Source organism: Streptomyces sp. NPDC057271 (genome assembly GCF_042668715.1).
In the GTDB taxonomy this organism is placed as follows: domain Bacteria; phylum Actinomycetota; class Actinomycetes; order Streptomycetales; family Streptomycetaceae; genus Streptomyces.
Genome location: NZ_JBHUYJ010000008.1, coordinates 22,359 through 41,668, shown reverse-complemented (window position 1 = coordinate 41,668; position 19,310 = coordinate 22,359). Strand labels below are relative to the sequence as shown.

The 19,310-nt window shown below is 72.8% G+C and carries 10 protein-coding genes; 7 read left to right on the top strand and 3 right to left on the bottom strand.

The features are described from left to right. Window positions 1-14 precede the first annotated feature (14 nt). A complete protein-coding gene (locus ACFUJR_RS06035; protein WP_383176836.1) occupies window positions 15-1,766 on the bottom strand; it encodes a serine/threonine-protein kinase in 1,752 nt (583 codons plus the stop codon). A 429-nt stretch (window positions 1,767-2,195) separates the two neighbouring features. Here ACFUJR_RS06035 and ACFUJR_RS06030 point away from each other — a divergent pair, with 429 nt between their 5' ends. The 4 genes from ACFUJR_RS06030 to ACFUJR_RS06015 all read left to right on the top strand — a co-directional run bounded on the left by ACFUJR_RS06030 (window position 2,196) and on the right by ACFUJR_RS06015 (window position 10,026). After that, window positions 2,196-6,029 carry an FHA domain-containing protein gene (locus ACFUJR_RS06030; protein WP_383450242.1) on the top strand — a complete coding sequence of 1,278 codons (3,834 nt, stop codon included), beginning with the start codon at window positions 2,196-2,198 and terminating at the stop codon, window positions 6,027-6,029. 124 nt (window positions 6,030-6,153) lie between these two features. Beyond that, window positions 6,154-7,527 carry an ABC transporter substrate-binding protein gene (locus ACFUJR_RS06025; protein ID WP_383176830.1) on the top strand — a complete coding sequence of 458 codons (1,374 nt, stop codon included), beginning with the start codon at window positions 6,154-6,156 and terminating at the stop codon, window positions 7,525-7,527. A gap of 37 nt (window positions 7,528-7,564) precedes the next feature. Next, window positions 7,565-8,860, top strand: coding sequence for a carbohydrate ABC transporter permease (locus tag ACFUJR_RS06020; RefSeq protein WP_383176850.1), 1,296 nt, complete (start codon window positions 7,565-7,567; stop codon window positions 8,858-8,860). 362 nt (window positions 8,861-9,222) lie between these two features. Continuing rightward, window positions 9,223-10,026: a carbohydrate ABC transporter permease gene (locus ACFUJR_RS06015; RefSeq protein ID WP_383176847.1), complete on the top strand. Its 804-nt coding sequence runs from the start codon at window positions 9,223-9,225 to the stop codon at window positions 10,024-10,026. A gap of 6 nt (window positions 10,027-10,032) precedes the next feature. On the opposite strand, the gene ACFUJR_RS06010 is transcribed toward ACFUJR_RS06015, so the two are convergent. Then, window positions 10,033-10,638 carry a TetR/AcrR family transcriptional regulator gene (locus ACFUJR_RS06010; RefSeq protein WP_383176827.1) on the bottom strand — a complete coding sequence of 202 codons (606 nt, stop codon included), beginning with the start codon at window positions 10,636-10,638 and terminating at the stop codon, window positions 10,033-10,035. Between the two features lie 144 nt (window positions 10,639-10,782). Between ACFUJR_RS06010 and ACFUJR_RS06005 the strand changes: the two genes are divergently transcribed. From ACFUJR_RS06005 to ACFUJR_RS05995, 3 genes are all read left to right on the top strand, one after another. Continuing rightward, window positions 10,783-11,691, top strand: coding sequence for an ABC transporter permease (locus ACFUJR_RS06005; RefSeq protein ID WP_383176824.1), 909 nt, complete (start codon window positions 10,783-10,785; stop codon window positions 11,689-11,691). 88 nt (window positions 11,692-11,779) lie between these two features. Further along, entirely contained in the window at window positions 11,780-12,502 is a 723-nt protein-coding gene (locus ACFUJR_RS06000; protein ID WP_383176844.1) for an ABC transporter ATP-binding protein, read from the top strand. A gap of 44 nt (window positions 12,503-12,546) precedes the next feature. After that, a complete protein-coding gene (locus ACFUJR_RS05995) occupies window positions 12,547-13,998 on the top strand; it encodes a glycosyltransferase 87 family protein (RefSeq protein WP_383450240.1) in 1,452 nt (483 codons plus the stop codon). A 53-nt stretch (window positions 13,999-14,051) separates the two neighbouring features. On the opposite strand, the gene ACFUJR_RS05990 is transcribed toward ACFUJR_RS05995, so the two are convergent. Beyond that, window positions 14,052-19,037, bottom strand: a complete 4,986-nt coding sequence (locus tag ACFUJR_RS05990; protein WP_383173228.1) for an NAD-glutamate dehydrogenase — start codon at window positions 19,035-19,037, stop codon at window positions 14,052-14,054. Window positions 19,038-19,310: the final 273 nt, after the last annotated feature.

Sequence of the window (19,310 nt, the reverse complement as noted above, 5' to 3'; positions counted from 1 at the left end):
ATAAATCGGCAGTACTACTGCCCCGTACCGCCGGTAGTAGTACCACTCCCCGCGCCGGAGCCGGAGTCGGCCAGCTCGGAGACCCAGTCGGTGAAGGACGAGATCCCGTCACCGAGGGCCTCCCAGTAGCCCTTGCCCTCGGCGATCCAGCTCTGGAGCGGGGTCAGCTCCCAGATGAGCCAGCCCGCGACCACGAAGAGCACGATCGTGAAGAGACAGCCCTTCAGACAGCCGAGCCCGGGGATCCGCATGGGGTTGGCGCCGCGCTGACGCGGCGGCCGCGGCTCACGAGGGGCCGGCGGCTGCGGAGCCTGCGGACGCTGCTGCGGCGGGTTGTACGCCTGCTGGGGCGGCGCGTACTGCTGCTGCGGCGGCGGGGGCTGCTGGGGCGCGTACTGCTGCTGCGGCTGCTGCTGCTGGTACCGGGGCGGCTGCTGGGGCTGCGGCTGCTGGTACTGCTGCGGGGCCCCCTGCGGGCGCTGCGGCTGGCGCTGCGGGTGTTGCGGCTGGCGCTGCGGACGGCGGCGCAGCGGGTCCTCGCTCGGGTCCAGGTACTGGACCTGCGTCTGCTCGTTGCGGTCTCGGGCCGCGCGCAGCTGGCTCTGCCAGGGGTGCGGCTGCTCCTCGCCCGGCGCGCCCTGCGGCGGCTGCGGCGGTACGGGAGGCATCAGGGCGGTCGGGTCGGCGCCGCCGTTCATCCCACCGGCCGGGCCGCTCGTCGGCATGACGCTGGTCGGCGCGGCGGGGTCGAAGTGGGAGCCCGCCCCGCTGGACAGCACCTGGGTCGGATCGCTCCCCTCGCCCTCCGGGCCGGGGACACCCCAGGCGCCCGGGGTCTCCGGGACCGGCGCGGGCGCCGGGTCGGGGGCGAGCAGCGCGCCGACCCCGTCGGCGGCCTCGATCTGCGCGGGCGTGGCGTGCACGCCGATGCCGGCGGCGACGGCACGCAGTCCGCGGGCCAGGTTCTGGGCGCTGGGCCGCCGGTCGGGGTCCTTGCTCAGGCAGCGCTCTATGACCGTCCAGAGCGGACCCGGGACGGTCGAGGGGCGTCGCGGCTCCTCGCTGAGGTGGCGGTGCAGCACTTCGAGGGCCGTGCCGCCGGCGAACGGGGGGCGGCCGGTGACCAGCTCGTAGAGCAGGATGCCCGCGCCGTAGATGTCCACGGCGGAGGTCTGCGGACGGCCCTCGGCGGACTCCGGAGCGACGTACGCGGGCGTGCCGACGAACTCGTGCGTACGGGTCAGGCCCGGGGAGTCGGCGAGGCGCGCGATGCCGAAGTCGGTCAGCATCGGGTGCATCTGGCCGCCCTGCTCGGCGAGCAGCACGTTGGCGGGCTTGAGGTCGCGGTGGACGACGCCGTCGGCATGGCTTGCGGCGAGCGCGTCGGCGATCTGGGCCGTGAGGAGCGCGGCGGCGACCGGGGTGAGCGGGCCGTTCTCGCGGATGTAGCGGTGCAGGTCCGGGCCCTCGACGAGGTCCATGACCAGCGCCAGGACATCGCCCTCGACGACCAGGTCGCGGGTGCGCACGATGTTGGGGTGGGTGAGCCGGAGCAGCACGGACCGCTCGCGCAGGAAGCGCATCACGATGTCCGCGTCGTTGGCCAGCTCCTCCTTGAGGACCTTGATCGCCACGGTCTCGCCGGGCTGGCCCTGCACGGCCGCCTCGGCGCCCGCGGCCTCCCTCTGGCGGGCTCGCCAGACGGTGCCCGTGGCGCCGCGTCCGAGCGGCTCCTCGAGCAGGTACTTGCTGCCGATTGGCCGCACGTCACGCGCTCCCTGCTGATCGTGGTCCTGGGTCCCGGGGTCCCTGTCGTCCGTGGTGACCCGTCCGGGTGTCCGACCCACTTTAGTGCCGCCGAACGGGTCGGGGGTCGACCGCAAGACGGCTGATTCCCACGCCGGACTTGTCCGAAAACAAGACGCTCATGACGCACGGGTGGTTGCCGCGGAGGTCGGAAGGCGTACTCAACCAGGCACTTTTACGTGCACAGCCGACCATTCAAGATCACTTGGAGGCGACCCGCGGGCGGGTTGTCAGCGGCAGGTGCGAGGATGCACACAGCACGCGCGTCGAGGGTCGGGAGCCCCCGCGCCGTGCCGACCTGTACCGGACGACGTGTCCGTGCCGGGTGGGGGGAGGCACCGGGCGGTTCCCCTGCCGGGCACCACGCGCAGAAGGGACCGCTGACGGCGATGCAGATCCGGCTGACCGTCCTCGCGCCGCACGCCGGCCACGGCGCGGGGCGCGCCTGCGACGTGCTTGTCACCGCTCCGGCGGGGACGGCGCTGGCCTCCGTGGCCTCCCATCTGGCCGCGGCCGTCTCCGGGCCCGACACGTCCCTCTCCGGTTCGACCGTGCTGTACGCGGGCCGGGAGCGGCTCGACGCGCGGCGCTGCTCGCTCGGCGAGCCCCCGCTGGTCGACGGGGCGGTGCTGACGCTCCACGTCCCCGGCGAGGACGACCGGCCGGACGAGGCCGCCTCGGCCCGGCTCCACGTGGTCGCGGGACCCGACGCGGGCGGTGTGCACCTGCTGCACCGCGGCCCGGTCGGAATCGGCCGCTCGCTGGACGCGGACGTCCCCCTCGACGACCCGGACGTCTCCCGGGTGCACTGCACGGTCACGGTCGGGGACGACGGCCGGGTCACGGTCGCGGACCTCGGCTCCACGAACGGGACGACGCTGGACGGCGTGGCGGTCGGCGACCGCCCCGTCCGGCTGGCCCCCGGCGCGCTGCTGCGCCTCGGCGAGTCCGCCCTCCGCCTGACGGGCCCGGGCGACCCCGGTACGGACTCCCTGCCGACGACCCCGGACGGCGAGGGCCACCTCCGGGTGAACCTGGGGACGGGGAGCGTGGACGGGCGGGAGGCCGCATCCGACGCCGCTGCCGGATCCGTACCCACGCGTCACGGGACGAGTACGGGCACGGGTCGTTCTGGTACGGGTCGTTCCGGTACGGGTCGTTCCGGTACGGGTCGTTCCGGTACAGGCACGGGCGCAGGTGCCGGCGCAGGCACGGGCGCAGGTGCCGGCCCGGGCGCAGGTACGGGCGCAGGTGCCGGCCCCGGCGCAGGCACGGGCGCAGGTGCCGGCCCCGGCGCAGGCACGGGCGCAGGTGCCGGCCCCGGCGCAGGCACGGGCGCAGGTGCCGGCCCGGGCGCAGGTACGGGCGCAGGTGCCGGCCCCGGCGCAGGCACGGGCGGAAGTGCCGCTCTCGGGGGCGGCAGCGCCTTCTCCCTCTCCGCCGACGCGACGCACGGCGGCTCGGCCGCGCACGCGCGTGCCGAGGAGCCCGTGGACGGGGAGGGCTCGGGGGTCGAGGCGCACAGCAGGACCCGGCAGACCCCGCGCCAGGCCGCCCCCTCACGGGGCAAGCGGGGCATAGGAGCGTGGGCACGCCGGTTCGCCGGAGCCAGGGAGGACCTGCCGGTCCCCGGCACCGGCCTCGACACGGATGTCGAAGCCGGCGCCGGGCCCGGTGCCGAGCGGACCGCAGGTCCCGCACCGAGCCCCGAGACCTGGCCCGACCCGGCCGCCGTGCTGCTCACCGCCCTCGGCCCCGGCCCGCGCCTCTGGGAGCGCGGTCCGGACCATCCCGAGGCCCTCGTCGTCCGGCTCGGCACGACCGACCGCGCCGAGCTGTCCGGGGTGCCGGTCACCGTCGGGCTGCGTGAGGCCGGTTCCCTCGGGCTCGCGGGCCCCGGCAACCGGCTGGCCGGGCTCGCCCGCTCCGTGGTCGCCCAGCTCGCCGCCCTGCACTCCCCCGCCGACCTGGAGATCGTGCTGATCAGCGCGGACCGGAGCCGGTCCCTGGAGGAGCGGCGCCGGTCCTGGGGCTGGCTCGGCTGGCTCCCGCATCTGCGCCCGGCGCACGGCCAGGACTGCCGTCTGCTCCTCGCGTACGACCGGGATCAGGCCCATGCCCGTACGGCGGAGCTCACCCGACGGCTCGACGACGGCCCGCTCGGACCGGGCTGGCCGAGCGCCGACCGCGCGGCGGTCACGGAGGCCGCGGCACGGTACGAAGGACCGGTGACGGTCGTGGTCGTGGACGGCGACCCCGGGTCGGCGGCGCTGCGCGAGACCACCGCGCGGCTCGCCGGGGCGGGGGCGGCAGCCGGCATCCATCTGATCTGTCTGGCCGAGGCGCCGGCCGCGTCGCCGGTCTCTCCGGTGGCGGCGACGTACGAGATCGCGTGCGCGGCCTCCCTCGCGTTCCGCGAGTGCGGCGCGGTCGCGCTGCTCAGCGGTGACGTGGCGACGGCGCTGCGGCTGCTGCGTACGGCGGGGGGCCGGGCCGCGGGTCACGGAACCGTCGGCGTGGTGGACGCGGTGTCGGTGGCCTGGGCGGAGCGGTTCGGGCGGGCGGTCGCGCCGCTGCGCACGGACGCCCCCGCCACCCACGGACGCACGGCGGCGACGGCACTGCCCCGCTCCGCCCGGCTCCTCGACGAGCTGGGCCTGGCCCGCGCCACGCCCGCCTCGCTGCTGGCGCGGTGGGCGGCGGCGGGCGACGGGACGGCCGTCCTGGGCGCCGGGCCGCGCGGACCGGTCTCGGTCGACCTCACGGAGGAGGGGCCCCATCTGCTGATCGAGGGGCCCGCGGGCAGCGGGCGCACGGAGCTGCTGCGCTCGATCGCGGCCTCCCTGGCCGCCGGCGGCCGCCCGGACCGGCTGGGGCTTCTCCTTGTCGACGGCGCGGGCGGTGAGCGCGGCGAGGGTCTCGCGGCGTGCAGGGAGCTGCCGCACGTCACGGAGCACCTGGTCGCCTCCGACCCGGTACGGATGCGGGAGTTCGCCCAGGCGCTGGGCGCGGAGCTGAAGCGCCGGGCGGAGATCCTGGGCGACGGGCACTTCGCCGACCGTCAGGCGGCGCGCATGATCGGCCAGCGCGGCCCCAGCGCGGCGGAGACGATGCCCCAGGGCGCCCGCGCGGCGGCCCGCGCCCCCGACGCCCGGATCCCCGACGCCCGCGCCGCCGACCACCCCAGCGGCCGCACCCTGCGCACCGGCGAGGGCCCGATCGGCGACCGACCGGGCTCGGACACCCCCGACCGGAACACCGGCACGGGCGCCGAGGACCTCACCCACCGCCCCAGCGGCCGGACCGCGCGCACCGGCGACGGCACCCTCGGCGACCGGCCCAGCGGACGAACGCCCCGCACCGCCACGGGCGCCGACGACCTCACGTACCTCCCGAGCGGACGTACGACCCGCACCGGCGACGGCACCCTCGGCGACCGGCCCAGCGGACGAACACCCCGCACCGCCACAGGCGCCGACGACCTCACGTACCTCCCGAGCGGACGTACGACCCACCTGGGCGCCGACCACCGCGTCCCGCACCCCGGCGCGGACGACCTCGCAGACCGGGCCAGTGGGCGTGTCGTCCGGTCCGCCCCGGCCGAGGAACCCGGCCAGACGGTCGCCGGACTCGTCCCGCGCCCCGGTCGGGAGCACGATCCGCGTGCGGGTGACGAGGCCGCCGCGCTGCCCCGGCTCGTCGTGCTCGTCGACGACTTCGACGCGCTCGTCGCGCCCGCGCTCGGTTCGCCCGGCCGGCCCGCCGCCGGGTCCGTCGTACGGGCCCTGGAAGCCGTGGCGCGCGGCGGTGCGCGCCTCGGGGTGCACCTGGTCGCGACCTCCGCGCGCCCCGACCGGACGGCGGACACGGAGCTGGCCCACGGCCCCGGCGCCCGCCTGCGGATCGTGCTCGACGCGCCGCCCGTCGCGCCGGGCCCGGACGACCCCGCGCCCGGCCGGGGACGGCTCGGGCACCCGGACGGCCGCGTCACCCCGTTCCAGGCCGGCCGGGTCACCGGTCGCATCCCGCGTACGGCGACCCTCCGCCCGACCGTCGTCCCGCTGGAGTGGGAGCGGATGGGTGATCCGCCCACCCGCAGACCTGTCCGCGAACTCGGCAACGGTCCGACCGATCTGGCCCTCCTCGCCAGCGCCCTCGACCGCGCCGCACGCTCCCTGGACGCCGGCCCGATCTCCCCCCTCACGCCCGCGACCCGCTCCTGACGTCACGTCACGAGCCGATCACGATCGCCCACTTGGCACGGAAGGCGGTATTGCGGGGCCGGTGCCCCCGGCGTAGACCTGAGCGCACGGGACACGCACCGCGCACAGGAGAGACGGGGCAGAAATGCGTACAACTCTTCGTACACGCAGGGCCGCACCGGCCGTCGTCATGGTCACCGCGCTCACCCTCGTCACCGTGCTCGCCGGCTGTGGCGGCGGCGAGGACACGGGGGAGGGAACGAAGGAACCCGGCCCACCGGCCACGTCGAGCGGCTCCTTGAAGCTGCCCTCCCTCAAGGGCGAGAAGATCGAGGTCGCCGCCGTCTGGACGGGTCCGGAGCAGGAGAACTTCACCAAGGTCCTGAAGGAGTTCGAGAAGCGCACCGGCGCCACAGTCACCTTCGTGCCCGCCCAGGACCCGATCGTGAACTTCCTCGGCACGAAGATCGCCGGCGGCTCCCCGCCCGACATCGCGATGCTCCCCCAGGTGGGCGCGATCCAGCAGGCCGCCGCCCAGAAGTGGCTGAAGCCGGTCGGCCCAGACGCGCAGGCGCAGCTCGCCGCGAACTACTCCAAGGGCTGGCGGGACCTCGGCGCCGTCGACGGCACGCAGTACGGCGTGTACTTCAAGGCCGCCAACAAGTCCCTGGTCTGGTACAACAACGCCGCCTTCGAGAACGCGGGCGCCACCGAGCCCAAGACCTGGAAGGAGTTCCTGACCACCGCGGAGACGATCTCGGCCTCCGGCGTCACGCCGGTCTCCGTCGGCGGCGCGGACGGCTGGACGCTCACCGACTGGTTCGAGAACGTCTATCTCTCCCAGGCGGGCCCGGCCAAGTACGACCAGCTCGCCAAGCACGAGATCCCGTGGACCGACGCGTCCGTCACCCAGGCGCTCACCACCCTCGCCGAGCTGTTCGGCAAGCCGGAGCTGATCGCGGGCGGCGCGGCGGGCGCGCTGCAGACGGAGTTCCCCACCTCGGTCACCCAGACCTTCACGGGCGGCGACCAGCCCAAGGGGGCGATGGTCTTCGAGGGCGACTTCTCGGCCGTCAACATCGCGCAGACCAGCGCGAAGATCGGTACGGACGCGAAGGTCTTTCCCTTCCCCGCGGTCGGCTCGGAGTCCCCGGTCGTCACCGCGGGCGACGCGGCGGTGGCCCTGAAGGACACCAAGGGCGCCCAGGCCCTGCTGACCTTCCTCGCCTCCCCCGACGCGGCCACGATCTGGGCGGGCGCGGGCGGCTTCCTCTCGCCGAACAGGAACATGGACCCGGGCGCGTACCCGAACGACGTCCAGCGCGAGATCGCCAAGGCGCTCCTGGAGGCCGGGGACGACTTCCGCTTCGACATGTCGGACCAGATGCCGCAGTCCTTCGGCGGCACCCCCGGCAAGGGCGAGTGGAAGGCGCTGCAGGACTTCCTGAAGAACCCGAAGGACATCGCGGGGACCCAGGCACGCCTGGAGGCCGACGCGGCCGACGCGTACAAGAACTGACGCCGTGGCGTCCGAGTCCAGGGCCCCCAAGGCCTCCATGGCCCCCACGGTCACGGGCACGCGCAGGACCGTCGCGGCGGGGTTCCTCCTCCCCGCGCTGGTCCTGCTCGGCGCGCTCGTCGTCTACCCCATCGGGTACTCCGTCCAGCGTTCGTTCTTCGACACGTCCGGGGACTCCTTCGCCGGACTCGACAACTACATCGCCCTCTTCACGGACGACACCATCCTCACCGCCGTCCGGAACAACGCGATCTGGGCGGTCGTCGCCCCGACCGTCGCGACCGCCCTCGGCCTGATCTTCGCGGTGCTCACCGAACGGGTCCGCTGGGGCACCGCGTTCAAGCTGATCGTCTTCATGCCCATGGCGATCTCGATGCTGGCCGCCGGGATCATCTTCCGGCTGGTGTACGAGCAGGATCCGGACCGCGGTGTCGCCAACGCCGTATGGGTCGGCGTCCACGACACCTTCGCCGAGTCCTCCGGCTTCCCACGGGCGCGCCCGCTGCCGGTCCACCCGCTGGAGGCGGCGGGCGACGGCGCGTACGTCACCGAGGGCCCGGTCCGCGCGGGAGAGCCCGCGCGGCTCCCGCTGGTCGGGGTCGCGCCGGCGCAGATGCCGAAGGACGCCCGCCCGGCGCACGAACCGGGGCCGCGGGAGGGCGGGATCACCGGGACCGCGTGGCTGGACTTCACCAAGGGCGGGGGTGGGAAGCCGAACGTCGTGGACCCGGAGGAGGTCGGCCTCAAGGGGCTGCGGATCGAGGCGGTGAAGGACGGGACGGTGGTGGCCACGACACGGGCGGCGGCCGACGGCTCGTTCACGCTCCCCGCCTCCGCCGACGGCGCGCTCCTGCGGCTGCCCGCGAGCAACTTCCGTGAGCAGTACAACGGCGTGGAGTGGCTGGGGCCTTCGCTCGTCACACCGGCGGTCATCGGCAGTTACGTGTGGATGTGGGCCGGGTTCGCGATGGTCCTGATCGCGGCCGGTCTGGCGAGCGTGCCACGGGAGCTGATGGAGGCGGCGCGCGTCGACGGGGCGAACGAGTGGCAGGTCTTCCGCCGCATCACCGTCCCCCTGCTCGCGCCGGTCCTCGCCGTCGTCCTCGTCACCCTGATGATCAACGTCCTGAAGATCTTCGACCTGGTCTTCATCATCGCGCCGGGCTCGGCGCAGGACGACGCGAACGTGCTGGCGCTCCAGCTGTACCGCTCGTCCTTCGGCACGGACGCGGATCTCGGGGTCGGCTCCGCGATCGCCGTCCTGCTGCTCCTGCTGGTGATCCCGGTGATGGCGTTCAACATCCGCCGGATGCGAAGGGAGGCCCGCAGGTGACGGCGACGAACGAGAACGGCAAGGACGGCTCCGGACCCCACTCTCCCGCAACGCCGGGCGACGGCTCAGCACCGGGTCCCGGAACCCGGGCCGCCGCATCCGACCCCGCAGCCCCCGGCTCCGTACACCCCGACGCCGGACCGGACGCCGACGCCGCACCGGGTCCCGGATCCCCACCGGACTCTCCGCCGGGGCCCCGGGTCGACGCCCCGACCGCGCCCCGGGTCGGCCCACCACGGGGCTCCCGGGCCGGTGCACCCCCGGCCACCGCCCGGGCCGGGGCTCGGCAGGTCCCCGCGTCCGGGTCGCGCCCGGTGCCCCCGCTCGGCGCCCGGCTGGCCGCGCGGGCGGCGGGCGGCGCGATGCGGGTCTTCCTCGTCCTCGTCGGTCTCTTCTGGCTGATGCCGGCGGTCGGGCTGCTGCTCTCCTCGCTCCGCGGCCCCACCGACATCAGCGAGAGCGGCTGGTGGCAGGTCTTCACCTCACCGGCCCAGCTGACCGTCGAGAACTACTCGGCCCTTCTCTCCAACGAGACCATCACCCGGTCCCTCCTCTCCACGATCCAGATCACCGTCCCGGCCACGCTCCTGGTCCTCGTCATCGGCTCGCTCGCCGGATACGCCTTCGCCTGGCTGGAGTTCCCCGGCCGCGACTGGTGGTTCCTGGTGGTCGTCGGGCTGCTCGTGGTGCCGGTGCAGGTCGCGCTCGTGCCCGTGTCGAAGCTCTTCGGCGCCATCGGCGTCTTCGAGACGACGCTCGGGGTCGTCCTCTTCCACACCGCGTTCGGACTGCCCTTCGCCATCTTCCTGCTGCGGAACTTCTTCGCGGAGATCCCGAAGGAGCTGCTCGAAGCGGCCCGGCTGGACGGGGCGGGCGAGATCCGGCTCTTCACCCGGGTGGTCCTGCCGCTCGGCGGGCCGGCGATCGCCTCGCTCGGCATCTTCCAGTTCCTGTGGGTCTGGAACGACATGCTGATCGCGCTGATCTTCGCGGACTCCGAGTCGCCGCCGATCACGGTGGCGCTGCAGCAGCAGGTGCGGCAGTTCGGAAACAACATCGACGTGCTCGCACCGGGCGCGTTCCTGTCGATGGTGATCCCGCTGGCCGTCTTCTTCGCCTTCCAGCGGCAGTTCGTCACGGGGGTGATGGCGGGGGCGGTCAAGTAGCGGTCACTACGCCGTGAGCGCCGCCACCGCCGCGCGCGCGAGGTCGTCGACGTACCCCGCCGGCAGTTCGCCGCGCACCACCACGAGCCGCCAGTAGAGCGGCCCGACGATCAGGTCGAGGGCGCGCTCCGGATCCGCGCCGTCCGGCAGTTCGCCGCGGGACACGGCCTCGCGGACGATCTGCGCGACGACGCCCTGCTGGCCGTCGAGCAGTGCGGCCTTGATCGCGTCGGCGATCTCGGGCTGCCGGGCGGCCTCCACCAGCAGGTCCGGGATGACCTGGGAGGCCACGGGGTGGCGCAGGGCGTGCGAGGCGACTTCGAGGAGCGCGCGCACGTCCCCGTGCAGCGAACCGGTCGACGGCGCCGGCAGCCCCTGCGCGGCGAACGCGCCGAGGAGGTCGAGAACGAGCGAGAGCTTCGACTTCCAGCGGCGGTAGACGGCGGTCTTGCCGACGCCCGCCCGGCGCGCGATGCCCTCGATGGACATGCGGGCGAAACCGACGGCCGCCAGCTCCTCGAAGACGGCGGCGCGGATGGCCTCGGTCACGTCCTCCCGGAGTACGGCGGCTCCCGCGGGGGCGCGGCGGGGGGATCCGGGGCGTGTCGTCATGGGCGGATCCTAACCAACCGTGCACCTGCACGTCACGACGAAACGGTTGCGTTGCGACGTATGCGCGTCCTACTCTCACCGTAGCGACGATACGGACCCGTTCCGTCGTAAGCGACGTCCCATCCCCTCGCCGAAAGCGACCTCGTGACCACCGAGACGCTCACGAAACCCGACTCCCGGGCCCCGGAGGACCTGCGCGCACTCGCCCTGCGCCACGGCCTGTCGGTCAGCGGCGCCCGCCCGGCACTCCCCGCGTACGTCAGTCAGCTCTGGTCGCGCCGCGCCTTCATCTCCGCGTTCGCGACCGCCCGGCTCACGGCCCAGTACAGCCACGCGAAGCTCGGCCAGCTCTGGCAGGTGATGACCCCGCTGCTCAACGCGGCGGTCTACTACCTGATCTTCGGCATCCTGATGAACGTCCAGGAGGGCATCCCGGACTACGTGCCGTTCCTGATCACCGGCGTCTTCGTCTGGACCTTCACCTCCCAGTCGATCATGACCGGCACCCGGGCGATCAGTGGGAACCTCGGACTCGTCCGGGCCCTGCACTTCCCCCGCGCGAGCCTCCCGCTGGCCCTGGCGCTGCAACAGCTCCAGCAGCTCGTGCTCTCGCTCGCCGCGCTCGTCGGGATCCTGCTCTGCTTCGGCGAGTTCCCGCGCGCGAGCTGGCTGCTCGCCGTGCCCGCGCTCTTCCTCCAGGCGCTCTTCAACGCCGGGGTCGCGCTCGTCATGGCCCGGCTCGCCGCCCGCACGCCGGACATCGCGCAGCTCATGCCGTTCCTGCTCCGCACCTGGATGTACGCCTCCGGGGTCATGTGGTCCCTGGACCACCTGGCACGGAGCGGCCGGATCCCCGACCTGGCCATCATGGTCCTGCAGTGGAACCCGGCGAGCGTCTACATCGACCTGATGCGCTTCGCGCTGATCGAGAGCTTCACCGCGGACCGCCTGCCGCCGCACATCTGGGCGCTCGGCGTCGGCTGGGCGGTGGTGGCCTTCACGGGCGGATTCATCTACTTCTGGAAGGCGGAGGAGACGTACGGCCGTGGCTGAACAGACCCTGACGACGACCCCGAACACCACCGCGACGCCGGCTCCGCCCGAGCGCACCCCCACCGTCGTCGCCGACGACGTGCACATCATGTACACCGTCAACGGCGCCCGCACCGGCAAGGGCAGCGCCACCTCCGCGCTCAACCGGATCTTCACCCGCCGTACCGCCCCCGCCGGCCGCACGGTCCACGCGGTCAAGGGCGTCAGCTTCGCCGCGTACCGAGGCGAGGCGATCGGCCTGATCGGTTCGAACGGATCGGGGAAGTCCACCCTCCTCAAGGCCGTCGCCGGCCTGCTGCCCGTCAACCGGGGCAGGATCTACACCCGCGGCCGGCCCTCCCTCCTCGGAGTGAACGCGGCCCTGATGAACGACCTGACCGGTGAGCGGAACGTGATCCTGGGCGGGCTCGCGATGGGTATGACGCGCGCGGAGATCGACGCCCGGTACGACGACATCGTCGACTTCTCCGGGATCAACGACAAGGGCGACTTCATCTCGCTGCCCATGCGGACGTACTCCTCCGGCATGGGCGCCCGGCTCCGCTTCTCCATCGCGGCGGCCAGGAGCCACGACGTCCTGCTGATCGACGAGGCGCTGTCCACGGGCGACGCCCGGTTCCGCCGCCGCAGCCGGCAGCGGATCGACGAGCTGCGGGCCGAGGCGGGCACCGTCTTCCTGGTCTCCCACTCCCACTCCACCATCGCCCAGACCTGCGACCGGGCGCTGTGGCTGGAGGCGGGCACGCTGCGGATGGACGGGCCGGCGAAGGAGGTGGTGGCGGCGTACGAGGCGTTCACCAAGAAGGGCTGACAAAAGGTCCGAAACAGACCCAAACAGCAATAGAGTGCGGTTCGATGACGACGCATCGCGACCGCACCCCACCACCCCCGCCCGACCCGGAGTCCGGCCTGGACGCCGGACCGGAGTCCGGCCTGGACGCCGGACCGGGCTCCGGACCGGGCTCCGGCACGGACGTCAGGGCCACCTGCGCCCCGACACCCCCCTCCCTCACCGGCTCCCCCTTCGACTCGGACACCTTCACCTCGGCCAGCTTCGTCAACGTCGGCCGCGGCCCCGCCCTCGCCCTCACCGTCGTCTGGACCCTCACCCGCGCCGGGATGCTGCTGCTCCTGGCGCGCGACAGCCTGGGCGTCGGCGGGGTCGGCCGCGAGGTGTACGTCCTCTACCAGCACTGGTACCGGCAGTTCGGCCACGGCACCTTCCCGGTGAACGACGTCACCTGGCAGTACCCGCCCGGCGCCGGGCTGGTGATCATGTCCCCCGGCCTGCTGCCCTGGCTCACCTACTTCCAGGCCTTCGTCGCCCTCACCCTCCTCGCCGATGCAGCCGTCACGCTCGCCCTCGCCCGCGCCGACAGCAGCCGCGTCACGCACGGCGCCTGGATCTGGGTCTGCGGACTCCCGCTGCTCCTGCACATCCCGCTGGCCCGGTACGACGTCCAGGTCACCGCTCTCGCCGTCCTCGCCCTGCTCGCGCTGACCTCCCGCACGCGTGCCGTCCCCCGCCTCGGTGGGGTGCTCGGCGGCGTCCTCGCCGGGATCGGCGCGCTCGTCAAGGTGTGGCCGGCGCTCACCCTGATCGGCACACCCCGGGGGCGTACCACCCGCGAAGCCTGGACCTCCGCCGCCGCCACGGCCGCCGTGCTCCTCGCGACCCTCGCGCTCTTCTTCTCGCACTCGCTCGGCTTCCTGCGCCAGCAGGGCAGCCGGGGCGTGCAGATCGAGTCGGTGGGCGGCACCGCACTCGCGCTCGCGCAGACGGCCGGCGTCTGGCCCGGCACGGCCCAGTACCGGTACGGCGCCTTCGAGTACGTCGGCCCGTACGTCTCCACCGTGGGCCGGCTCGCGCTGCTCCTGACCGTCCTCGCCTTCGTCTGGCTGCTGGTCTGGCGGCTGCGGGCGCGCACCTGGACGGAGGCGACCCCGCTGGACGCGGCGCTCGCCGCCGTCCTGCTCTTCACCGTCACGAGCCGGGTGATCAGTCCGCAGTACCTGATCTGGCTGCTCGGCCTCGCCGCCGTCTGCCTGACCTCGCGCCGGACCGTGATGCGGCCCGTCGCGCTGCTGCTCCTGCCGACGGCCGGGCTGAGCTCGCTCGCGTACCCGGTCCTCTACGACGACGTGGTCGCCGGCTCCTTCCAGGGCGTCGCCGTCATGGTGGTCCGCAACGGGCTGCTGCTCGCCTGTGCCCTGCTGGCCGCGCGCCGGCTGTGGGCCTCGACGACGCGGGCGGCACCGCCACCACGGACCTCGCACACGCCCGCGTACCCGCAGGATCATGAGTGAGGGGCCCCGCCGGACGACCGGCGGGGCCCCTCACACGTACCTGCTGACGACCCCTAACTGTGCGCGCGCAGCAGCTGGCGCATCGTCCGCATCGCCACCGACAGGTTCGCCAGGTCGAAGGTCTCCGAGCCCTGGATCTCCTCAAGGGTGGTGCGCGCCCGGCCCAGGAGCGCCGCGTTCTTCTGCTCCCATGCCTTGAACCGCTCCTCCGGGGTCGAGGTCCCGTTGCCCGCCGCGAGCACGTCGGCCGTGAGGGCGGCGTGGGCGGCGAACAGGTCCTCGCGGATGGAGGCGCGGGCCATCGACTGCCACCGGTCGGCGCGCGGCAGTTCGATGATGCGGTCCATGAGCTGGGTGATCCGCAGCCGGTCGGCCAGGTCGTAGTAGACCTCGGCGACCGCCATCGGCTCCTTGGCCGTGCGGTCCGCGATCGCGACGATGTCGAGCGTCGGGAAGGCGGAGGAGAAGCCGGCGACCCGCAGGGCGAGCTCCTCCGGCACGCCCTGGGAGGTCAGCTCCTCCAGGATCGACTGGTACCACTCCAGGTCCGCGCCGCGCAGCAGCTGCGGCAGCTCGCCCCAGACCTCGTCCACGCGCTCGGCGAAGAACTCGATCGTCTCGGCGAGACGGAGCGGCTGCGGCCGGTTGCCGAGCAGCCAGCGCGTACCGCGCTCGACCAGTCGGCGGGAGTGCAGCCGCATCCGGGTCTGGATCTCGGCCGGGACCCGGTTGTCGAGGGCCTCGACGGCGTCCCAGACCTCGCCGAGCCGGAAGATGGCGCGGGCGGCGGTCTGCGCGCGGACGATCTCCTCGATCGACGCGCCGGTCTCCTCGCGGAGACGGTGCAGGAAGGTCGAGCCACCGGTGTTGACGGTGTCGTTGACCAGGATCGTGGTGATGATCTCGCGGCGCAGCGGGTGGCTGTCCACCGCGTCCGTGAACTTCTCGCGCAGCTGCGTCGGGAAGTACGTGTGGAGCAGTCCGCACAGGTACGGGTCGTCCGGCAGCTCGGTGCCGATCAGCTCGTCGGCCACCGTGATCTTGGTGTACGCGAGGAGGACCGCGATCTCCGGCTGGCTCAGGCCCTTGCCGTTGTTGAGCAGCTCGCGGATCTGCCGGTCGTTGGGCAGGAACTCGAGCGAGCGGTCGAGGGCACCGTCGCGGCCCAGGCGGCGCATGAAGCGCTGGTGGGCGTGGAGCAGGGACGGCGACTGGGCGACCGCGTTGGCCAGGGCGACGTTCTGCGCGTAGTTGTTGCGCAGGACGAGCGCGCCGACCTCGTCGGTCATCTCGGCGAGGATCTTGTTGCGCTGCTTCACGGTCATGTCGCCGTCGGTGACGAGCCCGTTGAGCAGGATCTTGATGTTGACCTCGTGGTCGGAGGTGTCCACGCCGGCGCTGTTGTCGATCGCGTCGGTGTTGACCTTGCCGCCCTCGCCGTCCGGGCCGCCCTTGCGGGCGAACTCGATGCGGCCGAGCTGGGTCAGACCCAGGTTGCCGCCCTCGCCGACGACCTTGACCCGCAGGGCCTCGCCGTTGACGCGGATGGCGTCGTTCGCCTTGTCGCCGACGTCCGCGTTCGACTCGGTGGACGCCTTGACGTACGTACCGATGCCGCCGTTCCACAGCAGGTCGACGGGCGAGTGGAGGATCGCCTGCATCAGCTCGGCCGGGGTCAGCTTGGTGACGCCGGCCTCGATGCCGAGGGCCGCGCGCATCTGCGCGTTGACCGGGATCGACTTGGCGGTACGGGGGTGGATGCCGCCGCCCGCGGAGAGGAGCTCGGTGTTGTAGTCGGCCCAGGAGCTGCGGGGCAGCTCGAAGAGACGGCGCCGCTCGGCGTACGAGACGGCCGCGTCCGGGGTCGGGTCGATGAAGATGTGGCGGTGGTCGAAGGCCGCGACGAGGCGGATGTGCTCGGAGAGCAGCATGCCGTTGCCGAAGACGTCGCCGGACATGTCGCCGACGCCGACGACGGTGAAGTCCTCGGTCTGGGTGTCGTGGCCGAGCTCGCGGAAGTGCCGCTTGACGGACTCCCAGGCACCACGGGCGGTGATGCCCATGCCCTTGTGGTCGTAGCCGGCCGAGCCGCCCGAGGCGAAGGCGTCGCCGAGCCAGAAGCCGTACGAGACGGCGACCTCGTTGGCGATGTCGGAGAAGGTCGCGGTGCCCTTGTCGGCGGCGACGACGAGGTAGGTGTCGTCCTCGTCGTGGCGGACGACGTCCACCGGCGGGACGACCTCGCCCGCGACCAGGTTGTCGGTGATGTCGAGCAGCGCCGAGATGAAGGTCTTGTAGCTGGCGATGCCCTCGGCCAGCCAGGCGTCGCGGTCCACGGACGGGTCCGGGAGCTGCTTGGCGACGAAGCCGCCCTTGGCGCCGACGGGCACGATGACGGTGTTCTTCACCATCTGCGCCTTGACCAGGCCGAGGATCTCGGTACGGAAGTCCTCACGGCGGTCGGACCAGCGCAGGCCTCCTCGGGCGACCTTGCCGAACCGCAGGTGGACGCCCTCGACACGCGGGGAGTACACCCAGATCTCGTACGCCGGGCGGGGCGCGGGGAGGTCGGGGATGGCCTGCGGGTCGAACTTCATCGAGACGTACGAGTGCGGAGTGCCGTCCGCGTTGCTCCGGCCCCTGCCTTCGCTTCCCTCGCCGGCGCTCTGGAAGAAGTTGGTCCGCAGGGTCGCCTTGATGACGGTGAGGAAGGAGCGCAGGATGCGGTCCTCGTCCAGGCTCGCGACCTGGTCGAGGGCGGCGTCCAGCTCCTCCAGGAGCGCGTCGGTCAGCTCGACCCCGGCGCGCTGGCGCTCCGGCGACATCCGGGCCTCGAAGAGCGAGACGAGCAGCCGGGTGGTGTGGACGTTGTTGCGGAGGGTGTCCTCCATGTAGTCCTGGCTGAACGTCGCGCCCGCCTGGCGCAGGTACTTCGCGTAGGCGCGCAGCACCATGGCCTGGCGCCAGGTCAGCCCGGCGCTCAGGACCAGCGAGTTGAAGCCGTCGTTCTCGGCCTCGCCGGTCCAGGTCGCGGCGAACGCCTCCTGGAACCGCTCACGGGCGTCGTCGCTGAACGAGGCGCCGTTGGCCGTCGGGGCGGGCATGCGCATACCGAAGTCGTAGACCCACGCGTGCGTACGGTCGGAGCAGCGCAGCTCGTACGGACGCTCGTCGATGACCTCGACGCCGAGCCGGTTGAGCACCGGCAGCACGGCGGAGAGGGAGATCTGGTCGCCGGACTTGTAGATCTTGAAGCGTCGCTCGCCGGGACGGGCGCCGACGGGCTCGTACAGCGAGAGCGCGAACTCCTTGCCGGAGTGGCGCAGCTGCTCCAGGTGGACCAGGTCGGCCACGGCGGCACGCGGCGAGTGGTCGGCCTTGTAGCCCTCGGGGAAGGCGTTCCCGTACTTGCGCAGCAGCTCGGCGGCGCGCTCCTCGCCGGTCTCGGCGTTGAGCGCCTCGGCGAAGCCGTCGGCCCAGGAGCGGGCGGCCTCGACGAGCCGGGCCTCGATGCGCTCCCGGTCGGCGTCGGTGAGCTGGGTCAGCTCGGTGCCGGGGGCGACGCGGACGACGAAGTGCAGCCGGGTGAGCACCGACTCGGTGCTCATCAGCGTGAAGTCGACGCTGGTGCCCTGGAGCTCTTCCTTGAGGATGTCGGTCAGCCGCTCACGGACCGTCGTGTTGAAGCGGTCGCGCGGCAGGTAGACGAGGGCCGAGTAGAACCGGCCGTACTCCTCCTGGCGCAGGTAGAGCCGCAGTCGGCGCCGCTCCTGCAGGTACAGGACGCTGGTGACGATCTCGCGCAGCTCGTCCGGCGGGGTCTGGAAGAGCTCGTCGCGGGGGTACGTCTCCAGGATCTGGAGCAGGTCGCGGCCGTCGTGGCTGTTCGGCGAGAAGCCCGCACCGTCCAGAACCTCCTGGACCTTGCGGCTGATGACCGGCACCCGACGGACGGACTCGGTGTACGCGGCCGAGGAGAACAGACCGAGGAAGCGCCGCTCGCCCACCACGTTGCCGTCGGCGTCGAACTTCTTCACGCCCACGTAGTCGAGGTACGAGGGGCGGTGCACGGTGGAGCGGCTGTTGGCCTTGGTGAGGATCAGCAGCTTGTGCTCGCGCGCCTTGGCACGGGCGTCGGCGGGCAGCCGGCTGAAGGACGACGAGACGGGGGCGTGGTGCTCGTCGTCGCCGTGCTGCGGGTCGGAGCGCAGGACGCCGAGGCCGGTGCCCGGGACGGCGGCCAGCGCGTCCCCGTCGACCAGCTCGTACTCGCGGTAGCCGAGGAAGGTGAAGTGGTCGGCGGCGAGCCAGCGCAGCAGCTCGCGGGCCTCTTCGACCTCGGTGGGGCGCAGATCGTCGGCGGTGGGCTCGCCGGGGAGGTTCTCGGCGATGCGCAGCGCGGCGTCGCGCATCTTCTCCCAGTCCTCGACGGTCTCGCGGACGTCGGACAGGACGCGCAGCAGGTCGGTGGTGATCTGCTTGAGGTCGGCGCGGTCGGTCTCGCGGTCGATCTCGACGTGGATCCAGGACTCGACGAGCGCGTCGTGGGGCAGTCCGCCCTTGGGCTCGGTGGTCAGTACCTCGATGAGCTTGCCGGTCAGATCGCGGCGGACGAGGACCTGCGGGTGGATCACGACGTGGATGCCGCGGCCCTGGCGTGACAGCTCGTTCGTCACGGAGTCGACGAGGAAGGGCATGTCGTCGGTGACGACCTCGACGACGGAGTGGCTGCAGGTCCAGCCGTTCTCCTCGACCGTCGGGGTGTGGACGCGCACGTTCGCGGTGCCCTGGGGGCGGGTCTCCGCGAGCCGGTAGTGCGAGAGAGCTGCGCCGAAGACGTCCACCGGGTCTCGGTCGGTGAGGTCCTCGGGCGCGGTGTGCAGGTAGTAGCGCTGGAGGTAGTCGAGCACGGTGTCCCCGTCCGGGCGCTTCCCGTCCTCGGGTCCCGTCGGAAGTTGCCCCCCGACCGGACCGGTCTCAGCTACCCGGGCGGCCCGTGTGAGCAGCTCGGCCTTGGCTTCGTCCAGCTTGGTCTGCATGTCCTCTGGCTCCTGTCGCGCGCCGTTGCGTGACGTCGGTGGAAGAAAGGACACAACGCCACGACGCGGTGCTACCGGTCGGAGTCGACGTTATGCCGCGATGAGAGATGTCCGAGCCGTTATCGGCCATTTCTGGCGCCGTGCCCAGGACGGGAGAATCGGCGAACGCCATGTCCGCCCGGACGCCGTGGCGCTCCGGGCGATGGCCGGGGGCTTCGCTGCCCCCTCGGCGTATCGCGCTGATCACGGGAAAAGCCTATCGCTCCCGCCCCC

Coding starts and splice junctions, on each gene's coding strand:
- ACFUJR_RS06020 (WP_383176850.1), top strand. CDS start 7,565: ATGGCCCCCACGGTCACGGGCACGCGCAGGACCGTCGCGGCGGGGTTC.
- ACFUJR_RS06000 (WP_383176844.1), top strand. CDS start 11,780: ATGTACACCGTCAACGGCGCCCGCACCGGCAAGGGCAGCGCCACCTCC.
- ACFUJR_RS05995 (WP_383450240.1), top strand. CDS start 12,547: ATGACGACGCATCGCGACCGCACCCCACCACCCCCGCCCGACCCGGAG.
- ACFUJR_RS06015 (WP_383176847.1), top strand. CDS start 9,223: ATGCGGGTCTTCCTCGTCCTCGTCGGTCTCTTCTGGCTGATGCCGGCG.
- ACFUJR_RS06025 (WP_383176830.1), top strand. CDS start 6,154: ATGCGTACAACTCTTCGTACACGCAGGGCCGCACCGGCCGTCGTCATG.
- ACFUJR_RS06010 (WP_383176827.1), bottom strand. CDS start 10,638: ATGACGACACGCCCCGGATCCCCCCGCCGCGCCCCCGCGGGAGCCGCC.
- ACFUJR_RS06030 (WP_383450242.1), top strand. CDS start 2,196: ATGCAGATCCGGCTGACCGTCCTCGCGCCGCACGCCGGCCACGGCGCG.
- ACFUJR_RS05990 (WP_383173228.1), bottom strand. CDS start 19,037: ATGCAGACCAAGCTGGACGAAGCCAAGGCCGAGCTGCTCACACGGGCC.